General features: G+C 67.0%; 16 protein-coding genes. 10 read left to right on the top strand and 6 right to left on the bottom strand.

What is annotated here, in order from left to right; all coding sequences use genetic code 11:
- Nucleotides 1-2: 2 nt before the first annotated feature.
- Complete coding sequence (locus ABQY64_RS12145) at nt 3-878, bottom strand: alpha/beta hydrolase (RefSeq protein ID WP_211920182.1); 876 nt, start codon at nt 876-878, stop codon at nt 3-5.
- 169 nt (nt 879-1,047) lie between these two features.
- Here ABQY64_RS12145 and ABQY64_RS12140 point away from each other — a divergent pair, with 169 nt between their 5' ends.
- Both ABQY64_RS12140 and ABQY64_RS12135 read left to right on the top strand, forming a co-directional pair.
- Complete coding sequence (locus ABQY64_RS12140; protein WP_349779350.1) at nt 1,048-2,604, top strand: protein adenylyltransferase SelO; 1,557 nt, start codon at nt 1,048-1,050, stop codon at nt 2,602-2,604.
- Between the two features lie 94 nt (nt 2,605-2,698).
- Nucleotides 2,699-3,259 carry an adenine phosphoribosyltransferase gene (locus ABQY64_RS12135; RefSeq protein WP_024939306.1) on the top strand — a complete coding sequence of 187 codons (561 nt, stop codon included), beginning with the start codon at nt 2,699-2,701 and terminating at the stop codon, nt 3,257-3,259.
- Between the two features lie 146 nt (nt 3,260-3,405).
- On the opposite strand, the gene dbpA is transcribed toward ABQY64_RS12135, so the two are convergent.
- The gene (dbpA, locus tag ABQY64_RS12130) at nt 3,406-4,782 is read right to left on the bottom strand and encodes an ATP-dependent RNA helicase DbpA (protein ID WP_039521915.1); all 1,377 of its coding nucleotides are present in this window, start codon (nt 4,780-4,782) and stop codon (nt 3,406-3,408) included.
- Nucleotides 4,783-4,891: 109 nt separating this feature from the next.
- Here dbpA and ABQY64_RS12125 point away from each other — a divergent pair, with 109 nt between their 5' ends.
- Nucleotides 4,892-6,784 carry an ATP-binding cassette domain-containing protein gene (locus tag ABQY64_RS12125; protein WP_039813680.1) on the top strand — a complete coding sequence of 631 codons (1,893 nt, stop codon included), beginning with the start codon at nt 4,892-4,894 and terminating at the stop codon, nt 6,782-6,784.
- A gap of 206 nt (nt 6,785-6,990) precedes the next feature.
- Here ABQY64_RS12125 and ABQY64_RS12120 read toward each other — a convergent pair whose 3' ends face one another.
- Entirely contained in the window at nt 6,991-7,416 is a 426-nt protein-coding gene (locus ABQY64_RS12120) for a barstar family protein (protein ID WP_047125236.1), read from the bottom strand.
- Complete coding sequence (locus ABQY64_RS12115) at nt 7,413-7,862, bottom strand: ribonuclease domain-containing protein (RefSeq protein WP_016904848.1); 450 nt, start codon at nt 7,860-7,862, stop codon at nt 7,413-7,415. The genes ABQY64_RS12120 and ABQY64_RS12115 overlap by 4 nt, the downstream gene beginning before the upstream one ends.
- A 257-nt stretch (nt 7,863-8,119) precedes the next feature.
- On the opposite strand from ABQY64_RS12115, the gene ABQY64_RS12110 reads away from it, so the two are divergent.
- Nucleotides 8,120-8,731 (top strand): superoxide dismutase, encoded by a 612-nt coding sequence (locus tag ABQY64_RS12110; protein ID WP_016904847.1) that lies wholly within the window; start codon nt 8,120-8,122, stop codon nt 8,729-8,731.
- Nucleotides 8,732-9,247: 516 nt separating this feature from the next.
- On the opposite strand, the gene ABQY64_RS12105 is transcribed toward ABQY64_RS12110, so the two are convergent.
- On the bottom strand, nt 9,248-10,081 hold the full coding sequence (locus tag ABQY64_RS12105; RefSeq protein WP_039521909.1) for an inositol monophosphatase family protein: 834 nt from the start codon (nt 10,079-10,081) through the stop codon (nt 9,248-9,250).
- A 116-nt stretch (nt 10,082-10,197) separates the two neighbouring features.
- Here ABQY64_RS12105 and ABQY64_RS12100 point away from each other — a divergent pair, with 116 nt between their 5' ends.
- Genes ABQY64_RS12100 through ABQY64_RS12090 form a run of 3 tightly spaced genes read left to right on the top strand, consistent with a single transcriptional unit; the run spans nt 10,198 to nt 14,060 of the window.
- Nucleotides 10,198-10,965 (top strand): RNA methyltransferase, encoded by a 768-nt coding sequence (locus tag ABQY64_RS12100; protein WP_104559571.1) that lies wholly within the window; start codon nt 10,198-10,200, stop codon nt 10,963-10,965.
- Nucleotides 10,966-11,016: 51 nt separating this feature from the next.
- Nucleotides 11,017-11,946: a phosphate/phosphite/phosphonate ABC transporter substrate-binding protein gene (locus ABQY64_RS12095; protein ID WP_039526931.1), complete on the top strand. Its 930-nt coding sequence runs from the start codon at nt 11,017-11,019 to the stop codon at nt 11,944-11,946.
- Entirely contained in the window at nt 11,943-14,060 is a 2,118-nt protein-coding gene (locus tag ABQY64_RS12090; RefSeq protein WP_104622771.1) for a bifunctional diguanylate cyclase/phosphodiesterase, read from the top strand. Before ABQY64_RS12095 ends, ABQY64_RS12090 begins: the two co-directional genes overlap by 4 nt.
- Before the next feature lie 98 nt (nt 14,061-14,158).
- Here the strand turns inward: ABQY64_RS12090 and epmB are convergent, their stop codons facing one another.
- Nucleotides 14,159-15,187 (bottom strand): EF-P beta-lysylation protein EpmB, encoded by a 1,029-nt coding sequence (gene epmB / locus ABQY64_RS12085; protein WP_047128831.1) that lies wholly within the window; start codon nt 15,185-15,187, stop codon nt 14,159-14,161.
- A gap of 103 nt (nt 15,188-15,290) precedes the next feature.
- Here epmB and efp point away from each other — a divergent pair, with 103 nt between their 5' ends.
- Genes efp through ABQY64_RS12070 form a run of 3 tightly spaced genes read left to right on the top strand, consistent with a single transcriptional unit; the run spans nt 15,291 to nt 18,066 of the window.
- Nucleotides 15,291-15,857: an elongation factor P gene (gene efp / locus ABQY64_RS12080; protein ID WP_007962665.1), complete on the top strand. Its 567-nt coding sequence runs from the start codon at nt 15,291-15,293 to the stop codon at nt 15,855-15,857.
- Nucleotides 15,858-15,861: 4 nt separating this feature from the next.
- On the top strand, nt 15,862-16,710 hold the full coding sequence (locus tag ABQY64_RS12075) for a hypothetical protein (RefSeq protein ID WP_102596282.1): 849 nt from the start codon (nt 15,862-15,864) through the stop codon (nt 16,708-16,710).
- An 18-nt stretch (nt 16,711-16,728) separates the two neighbouring features.
- Nucleotides 16,729-18,066, top strand: a complete 1,338-nt coding sequence (locus tag ABQY64_RS12070) for a TRZ/ATZ family hydrolase (RefSeq protein WP_024940415.1) — start codon at nt 16,729-16,731, stop codon at nt 18,064-18,066.
- Nucleotides 18,067-18,086: the final 20 nt, after the last annotated feature.

The following is an 18,086-nucleotide window of genomic DNA, read 5'->3' as shown; positions in this document are numbered from 1 at the left end:
AATCAAGGCGCCCGACATTGCCGCAGGAACTGCAGCGTGTCGCGCAGCACGGGCGAGCGCTCGGGCGGTTTGCGCAGCGCCAGCACGATGCCGAGATGGCCCATGCTCGGGTAGACCTTCAACTCGGCCGTGCCGCCCTTACGTTGCAGGGCGTGCTGCAACGAGGTGCTGTTCTGCAGCTCGACCACGCGATCGGCATCGCCGTGCAGCAGCAGCATCGGCGGTTCGTCGCCGCCGACATAGCGCACCGGCTGCGATTGCTGTTGCGCGGCCGGTGCCTCGCCGAAGATCTCGATCAGCTCCGGGTCGGTCAGCGGCAGGAAGTCGTAGGGCCCGGCCAGACCCACCACCCCGCACAGTTGTCGGGGTTGCAGGCCTTGCACCTGCAGCCAGCGCGCGTCGGTACCCAGCAGCGCGGCCATATGCGCGCCTGCAGAGTGGCCCATCACCGCCAGGCGCGTCGGGTCGCCACCGTAGTCATGCGCATGCCGATAGCCCCAGGCGGTGGCGCCGGCAGCGTCGGACATGAAGCCCTGCAGGCCGACCTGCGGATACTTGCGATAGTCGGCCACCATCGCCACCACGCCCTGGCGCGCGAGCGCGCGTCCGACCCAGCGATAGTTGGCGCGCGTCCCGCGCTTCCAGGTGCCGCCATAGAAGAACACCACCACCGGTGCATCCACCGCGCCGCGCGGCTGGTAGACGTCCAGGGCCAGACCATGCGCCGGATCGAACACCTGGTCGCGGTGCTCGACAATGCCCTCGCGGCTGGAGGCGGCGTTGATGCCGCCAAAGAACACGCTGCTGCAGGCAGTCAGTGTCAGCGAGCCGAGCAGCAGCAGGGCGGGGCGAAACCAGCGGGAAGTGCGCGAGGGCATGGGCGATGTCGTTTGAGGGGCGGGGAGGAATAACGCGGCGGATGTTGCCTGCGTGTGCAGGACGAGCCCGTTTGCTGGCGGCCAGCTGCTCCAAGATACGGTACGTGCGCAACGCCGGATGCGTGGTTGCCCATGCGAAGTTCACTGTCGTTGGCCTACGCTGGCATGCATGACGACTCTGCAGTTTGACAACCGCCTGCGCCAGCAGCTGCCCGGTGATTCCGAACAAGGTCCACGCCGCCGCGAGGTACGCGCTGCATGGTCGACGGTGATGCCGACGCCGGTGGCCGCGCCGCGCCTGCTGGCGTATTCGGCCGATGTCGCCCAACGGCTGGGGCTGGATGAGGCCGAGATCAACAGCGCGCAGTTTGCCGAGGTATTCGCCGGCAATGCGCTGTACCCGGGCATGCAGCCGTGGGCGGTCAATTATGGCGGGCACCAGTTCGGACATTGGGCCGGCCAGTTGGGTGACGGCCGGGCGATTTCGCTGGGCGAGGCAATCGGGGTCGATGGCGGTCGCTACGAGTTGCAGCTCAAGGGCGCCGGCCCGACCCCTTATTCACGCGGTGCCGATGGCCGGGCGGTATTGCGCTCGTCCATCCGCGAATTCCTGTGCAGCGAAGCGATGCATCATCTGGGTGTGCCGACCACGCGTGCGCTGAGTCTGGTCACCACCGGCGATGCGGTAGTGCGCGACATGTTCTACGACGGCCGGCCGCAGCGCGAGCCGGGCGCGATCGTATGCCGGGTGGCGCCGTCGTTCATCCGCTTCGGCAACTTCGAGCTGCCCAGTACGCGCGGCGATCTGGCGCTGCTGCGGCAATGGGTGGATTTCACCATCGCGCGTGATTTCCCGCAGCTGGAAGGTGCTGGCGAGGCGCTGTACGCAGCCTGGTTCGCACAGGTCTGCGAGCGCACCGCGGTGATGGTGGCGCACTGGATGCGGGTGGGCTTCGTGCATGGGGTGATGAACACCGACAACATGTCGATCCTGGGCCTGACCATCGATTACGGCCCCTACGGATGGGTAGACGACTACGACCCGGACTGGACGCCGAACACCACCGATGCGCAGGGCCGTCGCTACCGCTTCGGCACCCAGCCCCAGGTCGCCTATTGGAACCTGGGGCGCCTGGCGCAGGCGCTGGCACCGCTGTTCGCCGACCAGGCGCAGCTGCAGCTGGGGCTGGACCGCTTCCGCGATACCTACCTGGCCTGCGACCGCCGCGACACTGCCGCCAAGTTGGGTCTGGCCGACTGCCGCGACGAGGATCTGCAGCTGATCGATGCGCTGCGCGCGCTGATGCACAACGCGGAAATGGACATGACGCTGACCTTCCGCGGCCTGATCGCGTTGGTGCCGGAGCATCCGGATCCCGATCTGTTGCGTGAGGCGTTCTATGACGAGGACAAGCGCCTCGCGCATGTCGCGCAGCTGCAGGAATGGTTGCAGCGCTACGCTGAGCGGCTGCAGCAGGACACGCTGTCGCCGCAGGCGCGGCGCGAACGCATGCGCCTGGCCAACCCGCGTTACGTGCTGCGCAATTATCTGGCGCAGCAGGCGATCGACCTGGCCGAGCAGGGCGATCCATCCGGCGTGCAGGAGTTGCTGGAGGTCATGCGTCACCCATACGACGAGCAGCCGGGCCGCGAGGCGTTTGCCGCACGGCGACCGAACTGGGCGCGCGACCGCGCCGGCTGCTCGATGCTGTCCTGCAGTTCCTGACGCGCTCAGATGCAGGTATGTCGTAAACGCGGCGTCGTGAGCGCGCGCAGCCTAGAATAGGGTGGTCCCCACCGGCCTAGACGCCACCACCACCATGACTGACTGCACCCGCTGCGCCGGCACCAATTCTTCCGGACCCAATCAATGGTCCGAACGGATCCGCGACATCGCCGATTTTCCCAAGCCGGGCATCGTCTTCAAGGACATCACGCCGCTGCTGTCGGATGGCCCGGACTTCGCCTCGGCGCTGGATGAAATGGCGCAGCCTTGGCGCACCACGCCGCTGGATGCGGTGCTGGGCATTGAGGCGCGCGGTTTCATCCTGGGGTCGGCGCTGGCGCGCGAACTACGTACCGGCTTTGTGCCGGTGCGCAAGCCCGGCAAACTGCCCGGGCGTACGCTGGTCCAGGAATACGCGCTGGAATACGGTACCGACCGCATCGAAATGCACGAGGACGCGTTGCCACGCGGCGCGCGCGTGTTGATTGTCGACGACGTGCTTGCCACCGGCGGTACGCTGCGCGCGGCCCTGAGTCTGGCTGCACAGCTGGAGCTGGAAGTGGTCGGCGCGGCGGTGCTGGTCGAACTACTGGCGCTGCAGGGCCGCGAGAAGTGGGCCAATGACGTGCCGTTGCTGGCTACCTTGAGCTATTGATCCAGGCAGCTTGCTGATCGAGCAGCTTGCCGATCAGGCTTTCTGAAAACAGGAATGCGCAAGCATGCCCATCCCTGTGGATCGAGCGGCAGACGCTATCGCCGCCGCCCGAGCGGTTGGTCGGCAGGGCCGCTGCCGCGCGTTGATTACAGCTTGCTGACCCGGAACCGGCGTCCCTTGATCTTGCCTGCATGCAGATGCGCCAGCGCCTTGGCGACCTGCGCGCGGGCGATGGCGACGTAGGAGCGGGTGGGGTAGATCGCGATCTTGCCGATCGCCGCGCCCGATAGTCCGGCTTCGCCGGTCAATGCGCCGAGGATGTCGCCGGCACGCAGCTTGTCGGTCTTGCCGCCGTCGATGCGCAGCGTGGTCATGGCCGCCTGCGGCAGCTGCGCCGGGCGGGCGGTGGCCAGGGGCGCGCGCGACCACTTCAGCGGCTGGCCCTGTTCGGCTTCCAGCGCCTGCGCGCGGCCGCTCTCGCGCGGGGCCACCAGGCTGAGCGCCAATCCGCGCTTGCCGGCGCGCGCGGTGCGGCCGATGCGGTGGCGGTAGGTTTCGGTATCGGTGGGCAGCTCGTAATTGACCACTGCCGACAGGTCTTCCACGTCCAGCCCGCGTGCGGCCACATCGCTGGCCACCAGCACGTTGCAGCTGCGGTTGACGAAGCGCACCAACACTTCGTCGCGGTCGCGCTGTTCCATGTCGCCGTGCAGGGCGAGCGCGGAGAAGCCGAACTCCTGCAGCGAGCCGGCCACCTCGTCCACTTCCTTGCGGGTATTGCAGAACACCACGCTGGATTCGGGATTGAAGCGCAGCAGCAGGCCGGCGACGGCCTTTTGCCGGTAGGTCGGGTCGACCTCGAAGAATTGCTGGTCGATTTCCGGCGCGTTGTCGGCGCCCTCAACGGTGATTTCGACCGGGTCCTTGAGGATCTCGCGCGCCAGTGTGCGGATGATGTCCGGGAAGGTGGCCGAGAACAGCAGGCTCTGGCGGTGCTTGTCGCAGCGGCTGGCGATCTCGCGGATGGGTTCTTCGAAGCCCATGTCGAGCATGCGGTCGGCCTCGTCCAGCACCAGCGTGCGCACCCCGCCCAGATGCAGGGCGCGCTTGCGGGCCAGTTCCTGGATGCGGCCGGGTGTGCCGACCACCACTTGCGGGTCGTGCGCCTCCAGCGAGGCCAGTTGCGGGCCGAGCGGCATGCCGCCGGTGAGCACCACCAGCTTCATGTTGGGGATGCCGGTGGCCAGCTTGCGGAGCTGCTTGCCGACCTGATCGGCCAGTTCGCGGGTGGGGCACAGCACCAGCGCCTGCGCGCGGGTCAGCGCCGGGTCGAGCTTCTGCAGCAGGCCCAGCCCGAAGGCGGCGGTCTTGCCGCTGCCGGTCGGCGCCTGGGCGATGACGTCCAGCCCCTGCAGGATCGGCGGCAGGCTCTGCGCCTGGATGGGGGTAAGGACGGTGTAGCCAAGGGCGTCGATGCCGGGGGCCAGGGCCGGCGACAGCGGCAGCGCGGAGAATTCATTCATGGCGCATTTTAGCCGGGATTGGGGAGTAGGGATTCGGGATTCGTCACCGCGGCAGCGTGCGCTTGTGCCAATCCCGAATCCCTAATCACCAATCCCGTACAATTACGCCATGCCTTTAATCACTCTGCAAAGCGTCGACTACAGCGTCGGCGGCCCCTTGTTGCTGGAAAAAACCGACCTCACGATCGAGCCGGGCGAGCGTATCGCCCTGATCGGCCGCAACGGCGCCGGCAAATCGACCTTGATGAAACTGATTGCCGGCGAGCTCAAGCCCGACGATGGCGAAGTGCGCGTGCAACAGGGCGTGCGCATCGCGCGGCTGGAGCAGGAAGTGCCGCAGGGCACCGGCGGCAGCGTGTTCGATGTGGTGGCCGACGGCCTGGGCGAGCTGGGTCACTGGCTGGCCGAGTTCCATCAGCTCAGCCATGCCGAGGTGTTCGATGCCGACGCGTTTGGCAAGGTGCAGGCCAAGATCGACGCGGCCGACGGCTGGGCGCTGGATCAGCGCGTCAGCGAGACGCTGACCAAGCTGGAACTGGACGGCGATGCGGAGTTTGCGCGGTTGTCCGGCGGCATGAAGCGGCGCGTGCTGCTGGCGCGCTCGCTGGTGTCCTCGCCGGATGTGCTGCTGCTGGACGAGCCGACCAACCATCTGGACATCGAAGCCATCGACTGGCTGGAGTCGTTCCTGAAGAACTGGAACGGCAGCGTGTTGTTCGTCACCCATGACCGGCGCTTCCTGCGTGCGTTGGCCACCCGCATCGTCGAGATCGATCGTGGCCAGGTCACCAGCTGGCCGGGCGACTGGGCCAATTACGAGCGGCGCCGCGAAGAGCGGCTCAATGCGCAGGCGCAGGAAAACGCGCGTTTCGACAAGATGCTGGCGCAGGAAGAAATCTGGATCCGTCAGGGCATCAAGGCGCGGCGTACCCGCGACGAAGGCCGTGTGCGGCGCCTGGAATCGATGCGCAACGAGCGCGTGCAGCGTCGCGACCTGACCGGCAACGTGCGCATGGAAGTCTCGCAGGGCGAGTCCTCCGGCAAGAAGGTGATCGAGGCCAAGGAAGTCGGCTTTGCGTTCGGCGCACGCACGATGGTCAAGGACTTCTCGACCATCATCCAGCGCGGCGACCGCATCGGGCTCATCGGCCCCAACGGCAGCGGCAAGACCACCTTGCTGAAGTTGCTGCTGGGCGATTTGCAGGCGCAGCAGGGCGAAATCCGCATCGGCACCAATCTGCAGATCGCCTACTTCGATCAGTACCGTTCCACGCTGCGCGAGGACTGGAGCGCGATCGAGAACGTGGCCGAAGGCCGCGACTTCATCGAGATCAACGGCAAGCGCAAGCATGTGCATGCGTATCTGCAGGACTTTTTGTTCACCCCCGAGCGCGCACGTGCGCCGATCACCCGGCTGTCCGGTGGCGAGCGCAATCGGCTGCTGCTGGCCCGCCTGTTCGCGCAGCCGTCCAACCTGCTGGTGATGGACGAACCGACCAACGATCTGGACGTGGAAACGCTGGAGCTGCTGGAAGAGCTGCTGGGCGAGTACACCGGCACCTTGTTGCTGGTCAGCCATGACCGCGACTTCCTCGACAACGTGGTGACCTCCACCCTGGTGATGGAGGGCGAGGGCCTGATCGGCGATTACGTCGGCGGGTACAGCGATTCGTTGCGTCAGCGTCGCACCCCGGCGCCCAACGCGATGGCGGTCGCCAAGGCATCGGCAACGGCGGCGGCGACCACGCCGGTGGCGGCTGCGCTGCCGGCCGATGCCACGCCCAAGCGCAAGCTCAGCTACAAGGACGCGCGTGAGCTGGAGCAATTGCCGGCCTTGATCGAAACCCTGGAGCAGCAGGTCGCGGCACTGACCGAGGCGATGAACGACCCGGCTTTCTATCAGCGCGACAGTGCGGCGATGGCCGCGCATACGGCCGCATTGGGCGATGCGCAGGCTCGGCTGGATGCGGCGTTCGCGCGCTGGAGCGAACTGGATAGCTGATGATCGAGCCGGTGCGCGACTGCGTGCCGGCCTGTTGAGGTGTGGTGCGAATAACTGGCACCACACCTTCACTACAAGATGGCAACTGTGGGGCAGTGCGTCGCGTAAAACGCGCGCTGGATACGCACCAGTGAACACCGATCACCAATACGCTGTGTTGATCGTGCTGTGTCCCGTGATTGCGGGATGCGTCTGGCAGGCAGCGCCTAGTCGCAGGCACTCGCAGGCGCCACGAATGCCGCAAACGTGAGCCCGCGTGCGGCCCAGGCGGTAGCCGCTTCGTCGAGGATGTCCAGCAAGGTGTCGCGGTCGTTCGGCGCAGTGCGGGCCAGCGCATCGGCGCCGTCAATCAGCAACGCATAGCCATGCGACGCCGGCAGCCATGCCAGATCGCGCAAGGCATCGGAGAGCGCGTCCCAGTTGCGGCCGAAGCCGGCCGGGAAGTCCAGTTGGGTGGCCAGACGCATCAGCAACCTGTGCTTGTCGTCGCAGCTGGCCAGGTCCACGCGCAGGATGTGCAGGCCTGCATCGCGTGCGAGGGCGGCCATGGTGTCCAGGTCGTCGGTCTCGGCCTGGTAGACGCCTGATTGCTGCGGGTCGGACAGGTCCAGTGCGAAGTCGCCTGCGCTCATGGTGCCTGCTCCGGGGCCGGGCCCTGGAACGATCTGAAACTCTGGTAATGATCGTCGCTGTAATACCACGCCTGCGGCGGGGTACCGCCGGTGACAATGCGGCGCGCACCGCGATCGGGACTGCCTGGGGTTTCCACGGTGTATTCGTGGTAGTAGCCGCGCGGACGCTCGGGCAGGCGCTGCTCACGATTGCCGAACACGCTGCCGTCCTGCGGATGCGGGAATGGCCCGCCGCGCTGGATCAGCACGATCGTGGCCATGGCCTCAGTCGGCAGAAACCCCGGCAACGCTTGCTGCTGCGGTGAGCGTTCGACCGGTGCTGCCGCGGCGATCGGCGCGCTGAGCTGCGGCGCGAAGTGCGGCTTGGGTGTCTGCATCGCGCGCATGCCCCACAACCCGGCGACGAGCAGCACGATGGCGACGATCAGCAAAGCGGGCTTGCGCATGACGGTTCCAGAAACAGGGGGGTGGGACGGCAGAGCAAGTATGCCGCTGCGCGACTGTGTCGACTTTGAACGCGCCGGGCGGTGGGACGGTTCACGCCAAAGTAACCGGGGCATGGTGCAAGGTGTGCAGCGAACACGACGCGGCATGCGATGGGATGAAGTTTCCCTGCCAATACCCTTGGTAAGCGTCGCCGCCGTCCTTACCATCTACCCCGCAACGCCCGGTCTTCGCCGGGCGGCAAGTCCAGGAGACACGCATGGCCTACACCCTCCCGCAGTTGCCCTACGCCTACGACGCGCTGGAACCCAACATCGATGCGCAGACGATGGAAATCCATCACACCAAGCATCACCAGACCTATATCAACAACGTCAACGCGGCGTTGGAAGGGACTGAGTACGCTGACCTGCCGGTGGAAGAGCTGGTGTCCAAGCTGAAGAGCCTGCCGGAAAACCTGCAGGGCCCGGTGCGCAACAACGGTGGTGGCCACGCCAACCATTCGCTGTTCTGGACCGTGCTGTCGCCCAATGGCGGTGGTGAGCCCAAGGGCGAGGTCGCCAAGGCGATCGACAAGGACATCGGTGGTTTCGAGAAGTTCAAGGAAGCCTTCACGAAGGCCGCCGTCAGCCGTTTCGGCTCGGGCTGGGCCTGGTTGAGCGTGACCCCGGACAAGAAGCTGGTGGTGGAAAGCACCGCCAACCAGGATAGCCCGCTGTTCGAAGGCAACACCCCGATCCTGGGTCTGGACGTGTGGGAACACGCGTACTACCTGAAGTACCAGAACCGTCGCCCGGAATACATCGGCGCGTTTTACAACGCAGTGAACTGGGAAGAAGTCGAGCGCCGCTACCACGCTGCGATCGCCTGAAGTCCTGCATCAGCGCTAGGGTCCACGTAGCGCTGTGACAGCGTCACCCAACACAAAAGGCCGGGAGCGATCCCGGCCTTTTGTGTTTGCTCCGCGCTGTTGTAGGAGCGACCCTGGTCGCGAGGGGCTTTGCTGGGAAAGCCCCGTCGCGCTCGGGCGCGCTCCTACGGTGTGCGGCGCCGATGGGCTTTGCATCGAACTGGAACGTACAAGGCCGGGGGCGATCCCGGCCTTGTGCGTTTGCTCCGCGCTGTTGTAGGAGCGACCCTGGTCGCGAGGGTCTTTGCTGGGAAAGCCCCGTCGCGCTCGGGCGCGCTCCTACGGTGTGCGGCGCCGATGGGCTTTGCATCGAGCTGGAACGAACAAGGCCGGGAGCAATTCCGGCCTTGTGCGTTTTACTGCGCGCTGTTGTAGGAGCGACCCTGGTCGCGAGGGGCTTTGCCGGGAAGGCCCGTCGCGCTCTGGCGCGCTCCTACGGTGTGCGGGCGTCGGTCAGAACTTGCGCTCGGGGAGCGATCAGAACTTGGCGTCGAACTCGCGGGCGTAGCCGGTGTTGACGATGACCTTCTGCAGCGCGTCGCTGATCTTGATGTTGCCGGCCACGATCTGCTGCGTTTCCGGGCCCATGTTGTCCATGCGCGGCGGGGTGGCACCCTTGTAGTCGCAGACGCGGCCACCGGCTTCGCGCACCAGCAGCACGCCGGCCGCGATGTCCCAGGCTTTGACGCCGGCTTCGAAATACGCATCGGCGCGGCCGCAGGCCACATAGGCCAGGTCCAGCGCGGCAGAACCGGTACGACGCACATCCTCGGCCTGCACCAGCAACGCATCGACGCACTTCAGCTGCGCACTGGTGCGTGCGCGCTCGCGCGGCGGAAAGCCGGTGTGGACCATCGCGCCTTCCAGGTCCTTGCGCTCGGCGATGCGGATGCGGCGGTCGTTGAGCACCGCACCGGCGCCGCGGCTGGCGGTGAACAGCTCGTTGCGCAGCGGGTCGAAGATCACCGCATCGGTGGGTTCGCCGTTTTCCACCAGCGCGATCGACACGCAGTAATGCGGAAAGCCGCGCAGATAGTTGCTGGTGCCGTCCAGCGGGTCGATGACCCAGGTATAGCGGCCACTCTTGCCACCTTGCACGCCGCCTTCTTCGCCGAACACGGCGTACTCGGGGTAGCCGCGCTTGAGTTCCTTGATGATGACCTTCTCGGCATCGGCATCGACTTCGCTGGCGTAGTCCATGCGGCCTTTCTGCACCACGTTGAGCGCATCGAGCTTGTTGATACCGCGCAACAGCACATTGCCGGCGAGGCGGGCGGCTTTGACCATGACGGTGACGGCGGGTTTCTGCATGGTTAAAGCTCCCGTGAAGGCAGAATCGAAAATGGCGAAGGTAAAAGAGCGGTCCGGCACCAAAGCCGGCCGCGCAGTTTACCATCTACGACCGAATCGCTCCCCAATCTCCGTTCATGTCCGTCAGCCAGCGCATCCGTTTCGTTCTTGTCGGCACCCAGCATCCAGGCAACATCGGCGCCGCCGCGCGCGCGATGAAGACAATGGGGGTGTCGCGCCTGGTGCTGGTGGCGCCGGAGCGTGCGCTCGACGAAGACGCCTATCGGCGTTCGGCCGGTGCCGAGGACGTGCTCGGCGAGGCGCCGGTCTTCGCCACCCTGGCCGAGGCGGTGGCCGATTGCACCCTGGTGATCGGCTGCACCGCGCGTGCGCGCCGGGTCGCGCTGGAAGAGCTGCCGCCGGACGAGGGCGCACGCCGTGCCTGGGCCAAGGCCGGCGAACCGGCCGAAGTGGCGATCGTGTTCGGCCGCGAGCGCACCGGCCTGACCAACGACGAGCTGCAGCTCTGCCATGCGGCGCTGCATATCCCGTCCGACCCGGCGTTCAGCTCGCTCAATCTGGCGGCGGCGGTACAGGTCGTGGCGTACGAGGTGCGGCTGGCGCAGCTGGCGGCCGGCGAAGCGGAGGCTGCACCCGCCACGGCGGCCGGCGCGCTGCGCGAGGGCCCGGCCAGCCATGCCCAACTGGAAGGCATGTTCGGCCAGCTGGGCCAGACCCTGGACGAGATCGACTTCCACAAGGGGCGCGCGCCGGAATCGGCGATGCGCAAGCTGCGGCGGCTGCTGTTGCGCGCGGACATGAGCGAGCAGGAAGTGCGTTTGCTGCGCGGCATTCTGTCCGATGCGCAGCGCATGGCCATGCTGGCAAAGCGCAACGGAAACTGACGTCTGTCACATCTCGAAAGATTCGGCTAGGCTGTCGGCGGCTCTAGGGGAGTGTCCGTTTTGCGCGGTCTACGATGGTGTCTGATTGCCTGCGGGCTGTTGGCCGGGGCAGGCTTTGCCGCGACGGCGACAGCGGCGCCTTCCCCGGTATTGGTGCTTGGACGGATCAGCGACGATCCCGCCACCCATTACGCCCAACTCAAGCCCCTGCTGGACTACGTGGTGCCGCGCATGCACGAGGTCGGTATCCGCCGTGGCGAAATCCTGATGGCGCCGGATGCACGGCAGATGTCCAGTTACCTGCGGCGTGGCCGCGTCGACTGGGTCAGTGAAACCACCGGTGCGGCAATGCTGCTGGAACAGCGCGGCAGTGCGCACCCGCTGGTGATGACCGAGCGCGCCGGCCTGCGCGAGTTCCATACGGTGTTCTTCGTCCGCCGCGACAGCCCGATCCAGTCGCTCAAGCAATTGCGCGGCCACACCCTGGCGTTGCAGAACGCCTCTTCCACCAGCGGCTATCTGCTGCCGATGCTGGAGCTGGTGCGCAACGGCATCGCCTGCGATGTGCTGCTGTCGCCGGATGACAGCCAGGTGCCGGGCTCGGTGGGTTACCTGATGGTCGGCTCGAAATTGAATATCTCCGCCTTCGTGCATCAGCACCTGATCGATGCGGGCGCTTTCAGCAACGCCGACTGGGACGACGAGCGTCATCTGCCGCAGGTGTTCAAGCGCGATTTCCGTATCGTGCATCGCAGTGCGCCGGTGCCGCGCGCGGTGGAGATGGTGCGCACCGGCATGGATCCGGCGGTGGAGCGGCGGCTGCGCGTGGTGCTGCTGCAGGCGGCCTCCGACCCCAAGGCCGGGCCGGCCCTGAAGCGCTTCTTCGGCACCACCGCCTTCCACCCGCTGGATGCTGCCAGCCGCCGCCGCCTGGATGCGCTGAGCGCCGGCTTGCACCGTGTCAGGGACCAAGTGGAATGACTCAGGTGCGCTTCGGGCTGCAGGCACGCTTTCTATTGGTGATGGCGCTGACGCTGCTGCTGGTCGGTGCGATCCTGGCGTCGCTGCTGCAGCGCCAGAGCGCGATGCAGCGCGAGGTGCGCGGGCTCAGCGCGCAGATCCTGCACGAGCTGTTCGATCGCAGCCTGCGCACGCGTGGCGAGACCCTGGCCACCGAGCTGGCGAACGGCCTGGCCAATCCGTTGTACTACTCCGACCTCGGCGCGGTGGGCGCACTGGTGCGCAATGCCTCGCGGCAGCAGGTGGTGAGCTACGTGCTGGTGTTCGATCGACGCGGCCGGCTGGTGCACGACGGCTCGCCCAATCTGCAGCGTTACGGCCAGGCCATGACCGACCCGCTCGCAGCCAGGGCGGTGACCGCGCGGGCCATGCTGTTGCAATCCACGCCGGAAGTGCTGGACGTGACGGTGCCGATCAAGATCGGCGACCAGCGCATCGGCGGGGTGCGGGTGGGCATGTCGCGCGAGCGGGTGCGCAGGATCGAATCCGGCGCCAACCTGACCCTGGTGCAGAACCTCAACGCGATCGGCAAGCGCGATCTGGGCTGGCTGCTGGTGCTGCTGGCCGCGCTGGTGGCGCTGGGGGTGCTGTTGGCCATCTACGTGCAGCGCACCCTGGTGGCGCCGGTGCGGCTGCTGGCGGCGGCCGCGCGCCAGATCGAGCGTGGCGACTATGCGGTGCAGTTGCCGCCGCATCCGCGCAACGACGAGATCGGCGAGTTGATTTCCGCCTTCGGCCGCATGAGCGAGAGCATCGCCCGGCACGATCGCGAGGTGCGCCACATGGCCTACACCGATGCGCTGACCGGGCTGACCAACCGGCTGGGGTTCCGCGAGGGCCTGGACCATCTGCTCAACACCGCCCGCAGCACCGACAGCAAGCTGGCGCTGCTGTTCGCCGATATCGACGACTTCAAGCGCGTCAACGACACGCTGGGCCACGAGGCCGGCGACGAGGCGCTGCTGCAGTTCGCCAGCCGCATCAGCCGCGCGGTCGGTACGTTGGGCGGCGACGATGCGATCCTGGCGCGCTTTGGCGGCGACGAGTTCGTGATCCTGCTGCAAAACGGCGATGTCAGCCTGCTTGCCGCCCAGCTGGCGGACCGGCTGGTGCACGAATTGAGCCGCCCCTTGAACGTGCAGGGCCGGGAGGTGTTCCTGGGCACCTCGATCGGCATCACGCTGTTCCCGGACGATGCCAGCAATGCCACTGCGTTGCTGAAGAACGGCGACATCGCGATGTACCAGGCCAAGGTCGCCGGCAAGAACTGCCATCGCTTCTACAGCCGTGCCGCCGATCATGCGGTGGAGCGGCGCGTGCACATGGAGCACGAGCTGCGCGGGGCCTGGGATCGCGATGAGTTGCGGCTGGTCTATCAGCCGATCTACCGCACCAGCGACCGGGTGCTGGTGGGGGTGGAAGTGCTGCTGCGCTGGCAGCACCCGGCGCTGGGCACGATTGCGCCATCCACCTTTATCGATATCGCCGAGCAGAGCGGCCTGATCGAGGTGATCGGCCCCAAGGTGCTGCGCGCGGCCTGCCTGGAAGCGGCGCAATGGCCGGTGGTGGGCGAGGGCTTGTTCATCTCGGTCAACGTCTCCCCGCGTCAGCTGCGCAGTGGCGACCTGATCGACACCGTGGCCGAGTGCCTGGCCGAGTCCGGCCTGCCGGCCGCGCGATTGCACTTGGAGCTGACCGAAACGGCGGTGATCGGCGACGAAATGATGGCTGCCAGCCTGCTCGATCAATTGCACCGCACCGGCGTGAAGGTGTGGCTGGACGACTTCGGCACCGGTTTCTCCGGCTTGAGCCATCTGCGCCAGGTGCCGGTGGACGGGGTCAAGATCGACAAGAGTTTCATCGCCGACCTGCAGCGCGACCCGGACGATCTGGCGCTGACCACAGCCATCATCGGCATGGCGCATTCGCTGGGCATCACGGTGGTGGCCGAGGGGATCGAGCAGGAAGCGCAGTTCAACCTGCTGCGCGAGCGCGGCTGCGACCTGGGCCAGGGCTACTGGTTCAGCCGCCCGCTGAGCCCGGCTGACATGGTCAAGCTGATCGCCGCAGGCTGAGCAGCGTAGGAGCGCACCCGGGCGCGACGGGCGTTACCGGTCATGCTTCGTCGCGCCCGGGTGCGCTCCTACGATCCGATGTGTTTGAGAGCTGGTGGTTACAGCGGCCGTTTGCCGGTGTCGCCGGGGATTTCGCGCACCAGGCGCGGCACCAGGTAGCCGGACAGGCGCGTGGCCAGTTCGGTGTGCAGGGCGCGCGCGCGCGCATCGTCCACTTCGAAATGTGCCACCCCGGCCACCCGGTCGAGCTGGTGCAGGTAATACGGCAGCACGCCGGCGGCGAAGCTGCGTTCGCTCAGGGCCGCCAGCGCGTCCACGCTGTCGTTGACCCCGCGCAGCAGCACGGCCTGGTTGAGCAACTGCGCGCCGGCCTCGCGCAGGGCGCGCATGGCGGTGTCGACGGCGGTATCGAATTCGTTGGCGTGGTTGGCATGCACCACGAAGGCCACCGGCCACGGCAGGCTGCGCAGCCAGGCCAGCAGCGGCGCGTCAACGCGCTCGGGCAGCACGATCGGCAGCCGGCTGTGGATGCGCAGGCGCTTGATGTGGCCGATGGCGGCCAGCGCATCGGTGAGTTCGGCCAGCTTGCCGGTCGCCAGCGACAGTGGGTCGCCGCCGGACAGCAGCACTTCGTCGATGCCGGGGTCGGCCGCGATCGTGGCGACCGCGTCGCGCCAGCCGTCGCGCGCGGCGGTTTCCTCGGCATACGGGAAGTGGCGGCGGAAGCAGTAGCGGCAGTGCACCGCGCAGCTGCCGGTGGCGATCAGCAGCGCGCGGCCGCGGTATTTCTGGATCACCCCGTCGGCGGTCTTGGCGGCGCCATCGCCGACCGCATCCAGGCCGAAGCCGGGCACCGGCCGCATTTCATCGTCCAGCGGCAGCACCTGGCGCAGCAGCGGGTCGTGCAGGTCGCCACGGCGCATGCGCGCCACGAATGCCTGCGGCACCCGCAGCGGGAACTGGGCGGCAGCCGCGTCGCTGATCCCGGCCGCCTGCGCCTCCAGGCCCAGCAGCGCCAGCAGCGCGCGCGGGTCGCGCACGGCGTCGCGCCACTGCTGCTGCCAGCGCGGCGGTTGCAGGGTGGGCGGCGGAGATGGCTGCAAGGCGAGGGGGGCTGCGGGTATCATGTGCGGTCACAAAACCAATGCCCGCCGGTTGCGGCGGGCGCCCCATTCTAATCCGACCTGCCACGGCCTGTGGCAGGTCGTGGTCTTATCGAGGAGCTGCACCATGGCCACTGTTGGCATGAACGACGTCAAGAACGGCATGAAGATCCTGGTCAACAACGAGCCGGCGGTCATCACCGAGACCGAATACGTCAAGCCGGGCAAGGGCCAGGCCTTCACCCGCATGAAGTACCGCTTCATCAAGTCCGGCCGCGTGGTCGAAATGACCATGAAGGCAACCGACGACGTGGAAGTGGCCGACGTGGTCGATACCGACATGCGCTACCTGTACAGCGATGGCGAGTACTGGCACTTCATGGACCCGGAAACCTTCGAGCAGGTGCAGACCGACAAGGCCGGCATGGGTGGCGCCGACAAGTGGCTCAAGGGCGAGGAAGACTGCATCGTGACGCTGTGGAACGGCACGCCGATCTGGGTGCAGCCGCCGAACTTCGTCGAGCTGAAGATCACCGAGACCGACCCGGGCGTGCGCGGCGATACCTCCGGCGGCGGCGGCAAGCCGGCGACGCTGGAAACCGGTGCGGTGGTGCGCGTGCCGCTGTTCGTCAACCAGGACGAAATCATCAAGGTCGACACCCGCTCGGGCGAATACTCGGCGCGCGTCAAGTAAGACGATGCGTCCGGGACACTGGCCTGATCGAGCGGGACGCAGTGCCAGTGTCGTGTTGGGGCTGTGGGGTGCGCTGCTCGCGTGCCCGGCGTTTGCGCAATCGGCTGCCGCAACCTGCGATGCCCATGACGTGGCCGCCGTTGCGGCCATTGCAACGTCCGGCGTCGTGGGCGGCGCTGCCGCCGCGGTGCCGGTCGACCGTCTGGTGGCCCAGAGCTGCAAGCCGTGGCCGAACGATGCGGCGATCCGGCTGGCGGCAATCGCATTTGCTGGCGATGCGGAGAGCGTGCCTGGCGAGCGCGACCTCGAGTTGCGCGTGGCCATGCTCGATGCCGCCAGCGGCAAGGTGCTGGCGTTCTACGCGCAGGCAATGGGCGAGGACGCCGCCTTTGAACTGGCTGCCGACAGCCTGCGCCTGGACACCGCGCGCTACGACCTGGCCAAGGGCGTGCGTGCGATCGGCGTGGTGGTGCACAGCGCCGCGCGCGGGCCCAGCTGCCCGGATTTTTACAGCAATCAGGCATTGACCCTGCTGGTGCGCGAGGGGCGTAGCCTGCGCCCGGTGCTGCAACGCGATCTCTATGCGTGGCAACGTGTGAAAGGCGAGCCGTGCAGTCTGGGCAAGGGCGACGTGATCACCGAAGTGGCCGATCTGAGCGTGAGCATGGCGCCGCAGGTACATGCCGGCTATGCGGACATCGTGCTGACAGCCAACGTGTCTACCGTGGAGAGCGCCGCTGGCAGCGACACCGATACCGAACGCACCCGTCGCGTGCGCCAGGTGCTGCGCTACAACGGCCAGCGCTATGTGCCTGTGGCCGGTGGCGATCCCAGCTGGCCGTTCGACAACTAACCTTTTATGGATCCGCTCATGACCAATGCCCCTCCCGAAGTCTGCGACCTGTTGATCGAAGCCGGCTACGTCGTGCCGATCGAGCCGCATGCGGTGGTGCTCGACGATCACGCGGTAGCGGTGCACAACGGCGTCATCGTGGCGATCCTGCCCACCGCCGAGGCGCGCCTGCGGTTTGCGCCGACGCAGACCGTCTCGCGCCCGGAGGCGGCCCTGATCCCGGGCCTGGTCAATGCGCACACGCATAACCCGATGACGCTGCTGCGTGGCGTTGCCGACGATCTGCCGCTGATGGTGTGGCTGCAGCAGCACATCTGGCCGGTGGAAGCGGCGGTGATCGGGCCGGAGTTCGTGGCCGACGGCACCACGCTGGCGATCGCCGAAATGCTGCGTGGCGGCACCACCTGCGTCAACGAGAACTACTTCTTCGCCGATGTGCAGGCGGCCGTGTACAAGCAGCACGGGTTCCGTGCGCTGGTCGGCGCGGTGATCATCGATTTCCCCACCGCCTGGGCATCGTCGGACGACGAATACTTCGCACGGGCCGGCGAACTGCACGACCAGTGGCGCGACGATCCGCTGATCAGCACCGCCTTCGCGCCGCATGCGCCGTACACGGTCAACGATGCCAACTTCGAACGCGTGCGCATGCTGGCCGACCAGTTGGATCTGCCGGTGCATCTGCACACGCACGAAACCGCGCAGGAAGTGGCCGATTCGGTTGCGCAGTACGGGCAGCGCCCGCTGGCGCGGCTGGACCGCCTGGGGCTGGTCAACGACCGCTTGATCGCCGTGCACATGACCCAGCTCACCGAGGCGGAAATCCACCTGTGCGCCGAGCGCGGCGTCAGCGTGGTGCATTGCCCGGAGTCCAACCTCAAGCTCGCTTCGGGCTTTTGCCCGGCCTGCGCGCTGCAACGTGCCGGCGTGAACCTGGCGATCGGCACCGACGGCTGCGCCAGCAACAACGACCTGGACATGTTCAGCGAGAACCGCACGGCGGCGATCCTGGCCAAGGCAGTGGCCAACGATGCCACCGCACTGGACGCGGCCACCACGCTGCGCGCGGCCACGTTGGGCGGCGCGCGCGCGTTGGGCTTTGGCGACAGGATCGGCTCGATCGAAATCGGCAAGCAGGCCGATCTGGTCTGCGTGGATCTGTCCGCACTGGAGACCCAGCCGCTGCATCATGTGCTGTCGCAACTGATCTACGCTGCCGGCCGTCATCAGGTCACCGATGTGTGGATCGCCGGCAAGCCCAAACTGGTGCAGCGCGAGCTCATCGACATGGACACCGCTGCCCTGGTCGCCAATGCGCGGCAGTGGCGCGAGCGCATCCGCACCGTCCGCGCCTGAGCGCGCGTCACCCCATCACG

The organism is Xanthomonas sp. WHRI 7065 (assembly GCF_040203115.2).
GTDB classification, from domain to species: Bacteria; Pseudomonadota; Gammaproteobacteria; order Xanthomonadales; family Xanthomonadaceae; genus Xanthomonas; species Xanthomonas arboricola.
The sequence above is the reverse complement of the archived record's forward strand: the minus strand, read 5'-3'. Positions and strand labels throughout refer to the sequence as shown.

Coding starts and splice junctions, on each gene's coding strand:
- ABQY64_RS12100 (WP_104559571.1), top strand. CDS start 10,198: ATGTCCGTCAGCCAGCGCATCCGTTTCGTTCTTGTCGGCACCCAGCAT.
- ABQY64_RS12070 (WP_024940415.1), top strand. CDS start 16,729: ATGACCAATGCCCCTCCCGAAGTCTGCGACCTGTTGATCGAAGCCGGC.
- ABQY64_RS12120 (WP_047125236.1), bottom strand. CDS start 7,416: ATGAGCGCAGGCGACTTCGCACTGGACCTGTCCGACCCGCAGCAATCA.
- ABQY64_RS12090 (WP_104622771.1), top strand. CDS start 11,943: ATGACTCAGGTGCGCTTCGGGCTGCAGGCACGCTTTCTATTGGTGATG.
- efp (WP_007962665.1), top strand. CDS start 15,291: ATGGCCACTGTTGGCATGAACGACGTCAAGAACGGCATGAAGATCCTG.
- ABQY64_RS12135 (WP_024939306.1), top strand. CDS start 2,699: ATGACTGACTGCACCCGCTGCGCCGGCACCAATTCTTCCGGACCCAAT.
- dbpA (WP_039521915.1), bottom strand. CDS start 4,782: ATGAATGAATTCTCCGCGCTGCCGCTGTCGCCGGCCCTGGCCCCCGGC.
- ABQY64_RS12105 (WP_039521909.1), bottom strand. CDS start 10,081: ATGCAGAAACCCGCCGTCACCGTCATGGTCAAAGCCGCCCGCCTCGCC.
- ABQY64_RS12115 (WP_016904848.1), bottom strand. CDS start 7,862: ATGCGCAAGCCCGCTTTGCTGATCGTCGCCATCGTGCTGCTCGTCGCC.
- ABQY64_RS12075 (WP_102596282.1), top strand. CDS start 15,862: ATGCGTCCGGGACACTGGCCTGATCGAGCGGGACGCAGTGCCAGTGTC.
- ABQY64_RS12125 (WP_039813680.1), top strand. CDS start 4,892: ATGCCTTTAATCACTCTGCAAAGCGTCGACTACAGCGTCGGCGGCCCC.
- ABQY64_RS12145 (WP_211920182.1), bottom strand. CDS start 878: ATGCCCTCGCGCACTTCCCGCTGGTTTCGCCCCGCCCTGCTGCTGCTC.
- ABQY64_RS12110 (WP_016904847.1), top strand. CDS start 8,120: ATGGCCTACACCCTCCCGCAGTTGCCCTACGCCTACGACGCGCTGGAA.
- epmB (WP_047128831.1), bottom strand. CDS start 15,187: ATGATACCCGCAGCCCCCCTCGCCTTGCAGCCATCTCCGCCGCCCACC.
- ABQY64_RS12140 (WP_349779350.1), top strand. CDS start 1,048: ATGACGACTCTGCAGTTTGACAACCGCCTGCGCCAGCAGCTGCCCGGT.